Source organism: Citrobacter sp. Cy070 (assembly GCF_030332245.1).
GTDB lineage: Bacteria > Pseudomonadota > Gammaproteobacteria > Enterobacterales > Enterobacteriaceae > Citrobacter > Citrobacter youngae.
On record NZ_JAOWIG010000049.1, the window covers coordinates 1 to 9,251 of the forward strand.

The window sequence follows — 9,251 nt, forward strand, 5'->3', positions numbered from 1 at the left end:
CTTTGAATGGGTTCATGTGCAGCTCCATCAGCAAAAGGGGATGATAAGTTTATCACCACCGACTATTTGCAACAGTGCCCGCCTGCCCACCAGCTAATGTGTAATTGAGTTGAACTGTTGGTTTTTCAGCATCGACATAAAAACTTCTAGTTTTCATGAAGGTTAACGGCTTGAAAAATACTTTATAACCAACTCGTGCATAAATTGTGCATGTTGTAATGGTTATTACCAACGGCACATAGAATGGAATAATTGTATTGAGCCAGCACAATAATGACCACACCAGCACTGAATCCAGTAGAAACCTGGCAATAGAGTTGGCCTGCGTTCTGCCCGCTACCACCATAATGGGTATAAATTTAACCATGAAATCCACCATAGTTATACTTGTTTACACCATCTTATAGACAGACAAATTTTCTCCGACTTTTTTTGAACGCAAAACGACCCCGAAAAACGGACATTATATGGTCAGGAATTTCGATAGTTTAAGAGAACATGGTAAATTTTTTCTATCGAAATTTGTGGAGAATTGAAATGAGCAGTGATGCCACTAAGATGGTTGAAGCCTTTGTTAAAGACCCATTAAGTTACGATAGATTTGGGCCAGAGCTTATTTCAAATCAAAAATGTGTCCTCAACATCAATGGGCATGAAATGTCAATTGATGAAGCAGTTAAGATGAGTGATATTGAAAAGTCGCTCTTAGATGAAATTTATCATCTCATAGACGCAATGACAAAAGCGGAAGTCAATTTCTCAAAGGGAAAAAAGAATCTTTTTCGTCGGATGTTCGATCATTTAACAGGTTCCGAAATCTTACGGAAAGCCCAGCTAGATATTTATAACAAAGTAGTTATGAAACTATGCGAACGGATACCTGATCATTTCAAAATGCTAACCGCTCATGCTGAAATCACGAAGGGTTTGGAGGCAATCTATGCGCAAGATATTCATCAGCTAGAGGTTTTCATAGATGTTGTTGAGTCATATCTGAAAAATAAGAACGAGTGTGACTATAGTGTCACAAGCAATGAATATATGGCAATTAACAGGCTACGGATAAGAGTTAATAACTTTCAGGGAGTTCTTGTTGGTTTAAAACTAAGTCAGGTTCAAGCACAAATGAGCTATGAAACAGCTGTCGATGTAAAAGATAGCCTTCGAGATATTAAAGATAATTTATTACCTATGTGGGAAGGGCAGGCTAAGAACATCAACGCCAGTGGTGTTTGTAGTGGTATTGATGAAGTGGCTCATGAAAAATTCAAGAAGCTGGTCAATAAATTAAATAAGAACATAAGGTGAGATAACATGAAGATCATAAATAGTATTGATATATTAGATGTCAAAGTGGCTAAGGAATTTGATAAATATGCTGTTGATGTAAGTATGGAATCATCAATAAAAGATGCAGTCAGATCTTTCCAGATTGGTGATATTGATGCCGCGCATAACTTTGGACGATTGGAGGACACTACTGATATTAATTATCTTGATAACCTCCTTCTCAGCGTCAGCTCATCATCTCAGGGCAAGAAGGGAGAGACTCTGAATGAGATTGTTGCACTGGCTCGTGAAGTCAGTAATGCAGTCGAACCAAGTTATCTTCAAAAGAAACTGTCACGGATACCGTATGTTGGGCCTTTCATAATGAAAGCCATCGGTCTTCATTTTAGTGCAATGTCAAGATTTGATTCAGTTAAAGGACAAATCGATATTTTAACCTCGGATATCGAAAGCATATCGGAGGGGTTGTTTGAAATGAATAAAAATATTGATGGAATGTATGACCAAGCTTTAACTAGTGTAAAAAATACAGGGGTTAACATTGTAGCTGCCTATTACATTCTGGAGAAGTTACAAACAGTTCAGGCTTCTATTCGTAAGGAACTAAAAAATCAGCCTGATAATACCATGCTGAGCATGGAAGCAATGAATATTGAACATCAAATCGCCCTCATAACAAAACGTCGAAATGACATGATCACGGAACAACAAAAGGCATTTGAAGACCTAAAGATGATGAAAATGATGAAGTTCAATAACCTCTCGATGGTAGACCAGTTTGAAACTATTATTAAAGTAACGATACCATCTTCTAAACGCAGCCATCTTATTATTGACCAGGCCGAAAGGAGTGATAAAAGCTCATTACTGATTCAGGCAATTGGTGATTCTGTAAATCAACAAGCCAGACGTCAAGCTTTGTTAGTAAAAGAGAGCAGTATTCGTGTAGCCAAAACAGCTAATCGTACTGTATATGATGTTGAGACAATTGATTACATATCAAACCAGATCAATGAGGCCGGTCGAGAAATTAAAAAAATCCACGACCGAGCCAAGACGCAACATACCCAGCTTGAAGCTCGCGCAGCGCAATGGAAGGAGAAGCGTTTTATGGTAGCAAAAGAACTGTCTTCCAAATAATAGTTAAATTTAGAGGATGTGCTATGGCTAGAATCAGAAAAAGTAATCCATATGATGATGTTGAGAATGCTATTAGACGGAAGCGTGATAGAGCTATATATTTTACCTTAGCTATATCTCTAATCTTCGCTATTATATTTCTAATATTATGGTTTTGTATTCCATCAGACATGCCAGTAGATGAGCAAGTGATGTAGCCCCCTGAAACACCAGACAGTAGCTGTATCTCCAGATAAGAGATAGGCTTGAATATATGTCTAACACTAACGCCAATTTTGAGATGACCGGGATCCTGTTAGGGCAAGAAGTCCGTAAACGTAAAACTCCTCAGGAGAAGATCGCCATTATCCAGCAGACGATGGAGCCGGGCATGAATGTCTCCCATGTCGCCCGCCTGCATGGCATCCAGCCCAGCCTGCTGTTTAAGTGGAAGAAGCAATATCAGGAAGGCAGCCTCACCGCCGTTGCGGCCGGAGAAGAAGTTGTTCCAGCTTCTGAGCTTACTGCTGCTCTGAAGCAGGTCCGGGAGCTTCAGCGCCTGCTGGGCAAGAAGACGATGGAAGTTGAGATCCTGAAAGAAGCCGTGGAGTACGCTCAGTCGCGAAAATGGATAGCGCACGCGCCCTTGTTGCCAAAGGACGGGGAATAGCCCTGGTCAGCCGCACCATGGGCGTGTCGCGTGCGCAGCTGTCACTGCGAATTAACCGTTCTGCCGACTGGCAGGACAGGCGCTGTAACCGGCGTGATGACGAAGCAGACGCTGAAATACTGTCAGAGATCCTCGATATCATCAGCGATATGCCCAGTTACGGCTATCGCCGTGTGTGGGGCATCCTGCGTACGCAACGCCGTACAGAGGGACTGCCCCCCGTGAACGCCAAACGGCTTTACCGGCTTATGAGTGAGCATAATCTGCTGTTACTGCATGACAAACCAGAGCGGTCGAAGCGTGAACATAAGGGCAAAATCGCGGTGGCAGAAAGCGATATGCGCTGGTGTTCAGATGGCTTCGAGTTCGGCTGCGACAACGGTGAGAAGCTGCGGGTCACGTTCGCGCTGGACTGCTGCGACAGAGAAGCCATAGACTGGGCAGCGAGCACAGGAGGCTACGACAGTTCGACGGTGCAGGATGTGATGCTGAGGTCGGTGGAAAAGCGCTTCGGCGACGGGCTGCCGACCACACCGGTTCAATGGCTGACGGATAACGGTTCAGCATATACCGCGCATGAAACGCGGAGGTTCGCCAGAGAGCTGAATCTGGAGCCGTGTACAACAGCGGTGAGCAGCCCGCAGAGCAATGGCATGGCCGAACGATTCGTGAAGACGATGAAGGAAGACTATATCGCGTTCATGCCAAAACCAGATGTGAGAACAGCCCTGCGAAACCTTGCAGCAGCGTTCACACATTACAATGAAAACCACCCGCACAGCGCGCTGGGATATCACTCCCCGAGGGAATATCGGCGGCAGCGGACATCGTTAACTTAAGATACAAAAGCTGTCCGGAGATGGCGGGTCAAGATCACAGTAGATGAGCAAGTCAAACAGGTTTCTGACGATATATTCAACATTCTACGCTCCAATGAGTTAGTTCCTGAAAATGCTTTTGATACGATTGGATCATTTATTTCCATATATGGAAGAGTTGGTGTGGGTGTATGTATATTGATTGTAATACTAGGGGCAATTATTAATGGGAATGGTTTACAACTTGAGATAATGACAAGTTGCATAGTATTGTTTGTAGGGTTTAATTTATTTATTGCTGCATTTGGTGATGAGCCTCATAATTATAAATACAATACCGACAAAATAAGTACTGCTATGAAAACTGGAGACTTGGACTCTTTGTATGAAATCTATGGAGACAGAGGGAGTTTACTAAGAAAGTCAGTTGAAAAAGCACTTGCAGATCCTAAACCAGCTACTGCAAAAAAACTGGGAGATATCGATGGCCTGTTACTCAGAGGTGTAATAATTACTGCTGAAAAAGTATCTGATAGCAATTATAAAAATCATCTTGGAAACTTGGTTTTGTTAATGCCTGAATATAAAGAGGATAGTGTCAAAGACAAAAACACACTGTTTGATTCACAACTTTATAAAGCTATTGATTACCATATTTATGACATTGGTTACAAGTCTGGTGCGCTTGCTTCAAATCCTCTTTCTGCTTGGAAGTCGGGAAATGATCTTAAATCCAATTATATTAAATATATTATAAAAAGTACTGCTCTAATATTTTTTATACTTGCCGTAATTTTTGTGGTGATTATACTGCTGACGGTTAGAAATGGCCGTAGGCTTACTTATTTGATAGAGTCTAATATTAAATATCTGTCGAAATAAAATAAAACGCCCTTAAGGGCGTTTTATTTTTGTGTGCTTATTTACCATCCGTTTCATCATCTACTTTCTGAGTCATGATTGGAGGCGGCGCTTCATTATCAATTTTCCTACGGCCTTCATCGCTGAAGAAGATTTTCCAGATAAAGTGCCCGACAAAAAGGATTCCGCATCCTATAATCAGCGCCCAGTCGAAAGTGTCAAATGGTCTGTTAAAATAATCAAACATATAGTTCTCCAGGGTAGAGTTCGTGACTAAGCCCGTTAAACGTTGTGTGGATAATTGCTCCACCAGACCGGGCAATGCAATTCATTGTTTTTTTCAGACCATCCGGCATCTATGAGTAATCTCTTCACAAAAAATGGCTGGTTTCTGAAGATATCTGTAGAAATTGATGTAGCTTTAATGACACTTCCTTTTTCACCAGGTTTTGTTGGTTTCTCGTAACGCGTTATACCGATATGCTGTAGACGTGACCTAATCGCGCCATCTGTCCTATTCATTTTCTTGGCAATCACTTCTATTGAACGATGCTCAGATAGAAGTGTAATTAAAAACTTATAGTTTCCACATACCCATTTGGCTGGTTTTTGTGGTTCTCTTTGGTTCCGTTCAGGCACTGATCTTTCCTTAATTTGTTGTGGTTTTTCACTATCACAATCAATGTCAGTTCTGGCCGGGTAATTTGAAATGGTTTTATCTGGTACGGTTTCATAGATAATTTCATTAAGCACTATATGCTTGCTCCACCAATCTGGGGCGGTAAGGTCGAATCCATCAATGTGCCAGCCGAATTCGATTAGTGGCAGGACATCAAGAAAACGTTTTTTTGATAATTTCGCAGAACTTATTTTTTTATTTAACCATATAACCGTACTAGATGAATCGTCTTCAGCGCCCACGGTAATCATTCCAAGCTCTATAAGTTGCTGAAGAGTGGATTGATGGCTTCTTAAGGTAAGCTCGGCAAGTGCCGTTTTACTGATACCATGTTGTATCGCCTTAAGTAAGACCCGAGTATCGTCAGGAGTCCACGGTTTACCGGTAATGAGGTGTGAAGATGTTTTCTTATGTAGCTGATCAGTATCCTCATCTTCGGGTACTAACAGGCTTGTGTTTCTTGTTCGCCACCATTCTGGAGAGTACAGAACATTTTCACCATTTATGCAGTGTGCTACCCATCCATTATCTAGCAGGGTTTTAAGAGTTATACCTGAAGCTGGTTCAGCCGGTGGCACTCTGATTGAAGAGTTAGGCTTGAGGGTAATTTCGTTAGGCTCGGAGAGATTTTCTCTTATGAGAAGGTATAAATCCAACTCGATACATCTTAACTGGATTATCCTTTCATTGTATCCAAGAATGGACGTAAGCGCTGCAAATGAGTAACCATCCTTAAGCCCTTTTATAAGCTTCAGATCTTCAGCTGGTGACCATGACGGTAATTTCTTCTTCATTCACTTGCCTTAGAGTGAACTAAATATTTCTGATATTACTTGTAAATCAATAATTCTTGAATCGAGAATGGGGGCGTTTTGAGGTGTATAAATCGCACTTAGACTCGACCATTTAGTATCCGTGGTTGAAGAGCTCCTCAACTCCAGCATTTACGACATCCTGGTTTCCAGGGATGTAACGTGGCCAGCCTTCTACCTCTTTGATGTTCTTAACGATAACTCCTTCGAAGCCAAATTGATCTGCCGATATATCAACAATATGGAATTCATCGTTGTTGGAGATCTCACACCAGTAATGACCGAACCCGCCATACATAGTGAATAACCCGCCGTCAGATTTCCCATCGCCACCTCTAATCACAGCTGATAACCCTTTGCTATGTGCCAGACGAGCTAATAGCAGACTGGCAAATAGGCATGTGCCCGTTGTGTCATCGGTATCACAGTCAGCGAGGATACCGTTCAGTAATGCCCGTGCTTCAGTCGCAACATCATTAATGAGGTTTTTCATCAGGGTTACTTATCGCAAATCGGTTTCAGGGGATTCTGCCAGACAGGCCGTAGCGTGACAATTTTTTATGACCCCAATAGGGGGCGAAATTAACGGGTCTTAGAATTTCGTCACCGATGAATGTTGCGTTAATCTTTTTTTATATAAAGAGGAGCTAACCATGAATAAAATGAAGTACAGTGCAGTATTGAATGAATGGAATTTTAAGTATGATTCTGCTGAAAGATTCGGTGACTCACACTTTCTTTATATCCATAATTTCATGAACGATCAGAGCCAGTTACTTGGTATTATCATAGCTGATTTTTTGAAGGTTCCTCAGATAGAACTTCTTCCTATTCAGACCGCCATAGATAACCTTGTAAGGTTATTAAAGGTTCAGACATCCAGGTCGTTAACGTCTGATGAGGGTGTTGATCTTGCTCAATTCCTCACTCAGTACCTCAGACAGACACAATCTTATGCTGCGGTTTCAAGTATGTGTCCGGTTGGTCAAAAGTTGAATTTTTTCCTGAACATCTACCCAAGAAAAGGTAATAAAGAGTTTTCTTTTCGATTATTCGCAATCACCACACTCAATGAAATTACAAGCGTGTCTGAATTTGTTGAAATGGCACATAGTACTCAACAAAGTGATCTGATTAATAATCCTGGTTATTTTGTTTGATTACTAAATAATTCCATATTGAAATCATTAACCATCACTTAACAGTGATGGTTTTTTGTTTTATTTCAATTATCTTTTTGTTCGATATGACTATCTGCTTTTTATAATCTGATTTCACTTACTATCATGCTGATACTACTAGGTAAAATGGTCGTGATGACTTTAATTCATGCTATTCCATTGAGATTTGTGTTTACAATCAATAAAAATATTGTTAATAAAATGTAATCCTTAACATAAATCAACATGGATATGGAACCTACACTACAATGGCAAAGAAAAACATACATCAGGAAGAGATTGTATTCGCGAAGAAACAGCTTGTTCTCCTTGCAACATTAAAAGGGAAGGTAAGTGAATTGATTCTAAAGTGGGAAGGGAACATTGGAGCTGAGACTCCTGACTATCATCTTTTAATGAACCAACTTGAGTCAGTAGAAAAGCAAATATTTTCTAAGATTGGTGCTTGGAAAAAGACATCTTTGCTTTGAGTGTCAGTGAAGAAAAACTTTATGAACAAACTTAATCCTCCTGCTTTATGTAATTCTTTTTTTACCAGGGATTTCTAGGAGAATCTTAGTCCATAACCCATCTGTCATAAAATCAATTATCGAGTCTGATATCATGGCTTTATTTGCAATTCTTTGAGCAGTGTAAATTGCCTGACTTTTATCTTCGATAAAGATGCCATGAGGCACTAGACTAACATTATCTTCGGTTTTCCTTGCCCACATGCGGAGGCGGTAATCTATTATGTATTCGTCATACTCTATCCACAGATGAGGGGCTTTGTTGAATAAATCGAACTTTTGCTGAGTTGAAGGATCAGATCACGTATCTTCCCGACAACGCAGACCGTTCCGTGGCAAAGCAAAAGTTCAAAATCACCAACTGGCCCACCTACAATAAAGCCCTCATCAACCGTGGCTCCATAACTTTCTGGCTGGATGATGAAGCTATTCAGGCCTGGTATGAGTCAGCAACACCTTCTTCACGAGGCAGACCTCAGCGCTATTCTGACCTTGCCATCACTACTGTGCTGGTCATTAAACGCGTATTCAGGCTGACCCTGCGGGCTGCGCAGGGCTTTATTGATTCCATTTTTTCTCTGATGAACGTTCCGCTACGCTGCCCGGATTACAGCTGTGTCAGCAGGCGGGCAAAGTCGGTTAATGTCAGTTTCAAAACGCCCACCCGGGGTGAAATCGCACACCTGGTAATTGATTCCACCGGGCTGAAGGTCTTCGGTGAAGGCGAGTGGAAAGTCAAAAAGCATGGCCAGGAACGCCGCCGTATCTGGCGTAAGCTGCATCTCGCCGTTGACAGTAAAACACATGAAATCATCTGCGCTGACCTGTCGCTGAACAACGTTACGGACTCAGAGGCCTTCCCCGGGTTAATCCGGCAAACCCACCGGAAAATCAGGTCAGCCGCCGCCGATGGCGCTTACGATACCCGGCTATGTCACGATGAACTGCGGCGTAAGAAAATCAGCGCGCTTATCCCTCCCCGAAAAGGTGCGGGTTACTGGCCCGGTGAATATGCAGACCGTAACCGTGCAGTGGCTAATCAGCGAATGACCGGGAGTAATGCGCGGTGGAAATGGACAACAGATTACAACCGTCGCTCGATAGCGGAAACGGCGATGTACCGGGTAAAACAGCTGTTCGGGGGTTCACTGACGCTGCGTGACTACGATGGTCAGGTTGCGGAGGCTATGGCCCTGGTACGAGCGCTGAACAAAATGACGAAAGCAGGTATGCCTGAAAGCGTGCGTATTGCCTGAAAACACAACCCGCTACGGGGGAGACTTACCCGAAATCTGATTTATTCAACAAAGCC

At 42.1% G+C, this 9,251-nt stretch carries 11 protein-coding genes; 7 read left to right on the forward strand and 4 right to left on the reverse strand.

The window, feature by feature from the left end:
• Window positions 1-52: 52 nt before the first annotated feature.
• Window positions 53-367: a hypothetical protein gene (locus OGY19_RS06045; protein ID WP_286596270.1), complete on the reverse strand. Its 315-nt coding sequence runs from the start codon at window positions 365-367 to the stop codon at window positions 53-55.
• A gap of 170 nt (window positions 368-537) precedes the next feature.
• Between OGY19_RS06045 and OGY19_RS06050 the strand changes: the two genes are divergently transcribed.
• The 4 genes from OGY19_RS06050 (at window position 538) to OGY19_RS06065 (ending at window position 4,779) form a co-directional block, all read left to right on the forward strand.
• Complete coding sequence (locus OGY19_RS06050) at window positions 538-1,308, forward strand: hypothetical protein (RefSeq protein WP_016241598.1); 771 nt, start codon at window positions 538-540, stop codon at window positions 1,306-1,308.
• A gap of 6 nt (window positions 1,309-1,314) precedes the next feature.
• Window positions 1,315-2,430: a toxic anion resistance protein gene (locus OGY19_RS06055; RefSeq protein ID WP_007372209.1), complete on the forward strand. Its 1,116-nt coding sequence runs from the start codon at window positions 1,315-1,317 to the stop codon at window positions 2,428-2,430.
• Between the two features lie 280 nt (window positions 2,431-2,710).
• Window positions 2,711-3,918, forward strand: a protein-coding gene (locus OGY19_RS06060; protein ID WP_109455549.1) for an IS3 family transposase whose coding sequence is annotated in 2 segments (ribosomal slippage) — window positions 2,711-3,032 and window positions 3,032-3,918 — 1,209 coding nt in all. Because the reading frame shifts where the segments join, the coding sequence is not laid out codon by codon here.
• Between the two features lie 162 nt (window positions 3,919-4,080).
• Window positions 4,081-4,779: a hypothetical protein gene (locus OGY19_RS06065; protein ID WP_236248938.1), complete on the forward strand. Its 699-nt coding sequence runs from the start codon at window positions 4,081-4,083 to the stop codon at window positions 4,777-4,779.
• A gap of 37 nt (window positions 4,780-4,816) precedes the next feature.
• On the opposite strand, the gene OGY19_RS06070 is transcribed toward OGY19_RS06065, so the two are convergent.
• From OGY19_RS06070 to OGY19_RS06080, 3 genes are all read right to left on the reverse strand, one after another.
• Window positions 4,817-5,005 carry a hypothetical protein gene (locus OGY19_RS06070; RefSeq protein WP_007372207.1) on the reverse strand — a complete coding sequence of 63 codons (189 nt, stop codon included), beginning with the start codon at window positions 5,003-5,005 and terminating at the stop codon, window positions 4,817-4,819.
• Window positions 5,006-5,040: 35 nt separating this feature from the next.
• Window positions 5,041-6,231 carry a hypothetical protein gene (locus OGY19_RS06075; protein WP_009652915.1) on the reverse strand — a complete coding sequence of 397 codons (1,191 nt, stop codon included), beginning with the start codon at window positions 6,229-6,231 and terminating at the stop codon, window positions 5,041-5,043.
• Between the two features lie 112 nt (window positions 6,232-6,343).
• Complete coding sequence (locus tag OGY19_RS06080; protein ID WP_016241897.1) at window positions 6,344-6,742, reverse strand: hypothetical protein; 399 nt, start codon at window positions 6,740-6,742, stop codon at window positions 6,344-6,346.
• Between the two features lie 160 nt (window positions 6,743-6,902).
• On the opposite strand from OGY19_RS06080, the gene OGY19_RS06085 reads away from it, so the two are divergent.
• The 3 genes from OGY19_RS06085 (at window position 6,903) to OGY19_RS06095 (ending at window position 9,195) form a co-directional block, all read left to right on the forward strand.
• Window positions 6,903-7,409 (forward strand): hypothetical protein, encoded by a 507-nt coding sequence (locus OGY19_RS06085; protein ID WP_007372203.1) that lies wholly within the window; start codon window positions 6,903-6,905, stop codon window positions 7,407-7,409.
• Between the two features lie 269 nt (window positions 7,410-7,678).
• Window positions 7,679-7,900 carry a hypothetical protein gene (locus OGY19_RS06090; protein WP_048213849.1) on the forward strand — a complete coding sequence of 74 codons (222 nt, stop codon included), beginning with the start codon at window positions 7,679-7,681 and terminating at the stop codon, window positions 7,898-7,900.
• Window positions 7,901-8,226: 326 nt separating this feature from the next.
• Entirely contained in the window at window positions 8,227-9,195 is a 969-nt protein-coding gene (locus OGY19_RS06095; RefSeq protein ID WP_000654812.1) for an IS5-like element IS903B family transposase, read from the forward strand.
• Window positions 9,196-9,251 lie beyond the last annotated feature (56 nt).

Coding starts and splice junctions, on each gene's coding strand:
- OGY19_RS06045 (WP_286596270.1), bottom strand. CDS start 367: ATGGTTAAATTTATACCCATTATGGTGGTAGCGGGCAGAACGCAGGCC.
- OGY19_RS06050 (WP_016241598.1), top strand. CDS start 538: ATGAGCAGTGATGCCACTAAGATGGTTGAAGCCTTTGTTAAAGACCCA.
- OGY19_RS06055 (WP_007372209.1), top strand. CDS start 1,315: ATGAAGATCATAAATAGTATTGATATATTAGATGTCAAAGTGGCTAAG.
- OGY19_RS06070 (WP_007372207.1), bottom strand. CDS start 5,005: ATGTTTGATTATTTTAACAGACCATTTGACACTTTCGACTGGGCGCTG.
- OGY19_RS06075 (WP_009652915.1), bottom strand. CDS start 6,231: ATGAAGAAGAAATTACCGTCATGGTCACCAGCTGAAGATCTGAAGCTT.
- OGY19_RS06080 (WP_016241897.1), bottom strand. CDS start 6,742: ATGAAAAACCTCATTAATGATGTTGCGACTGAAGCACGGGCATTACTG.
- OGY19_RS06085 (WP_007372203.1), top strand. CDS start 6,903: ATGAATAAAATGAAGTACAGTGCAGTATTGAATGAATGGAATTTTAAG.
- OGY19_RS06090 (WP_048213849.1), top strand. CDS start 7,679: ATGGCAAAGAAAAACATACATCAGGAAGAGATTGTATTCGCGAAGAAA.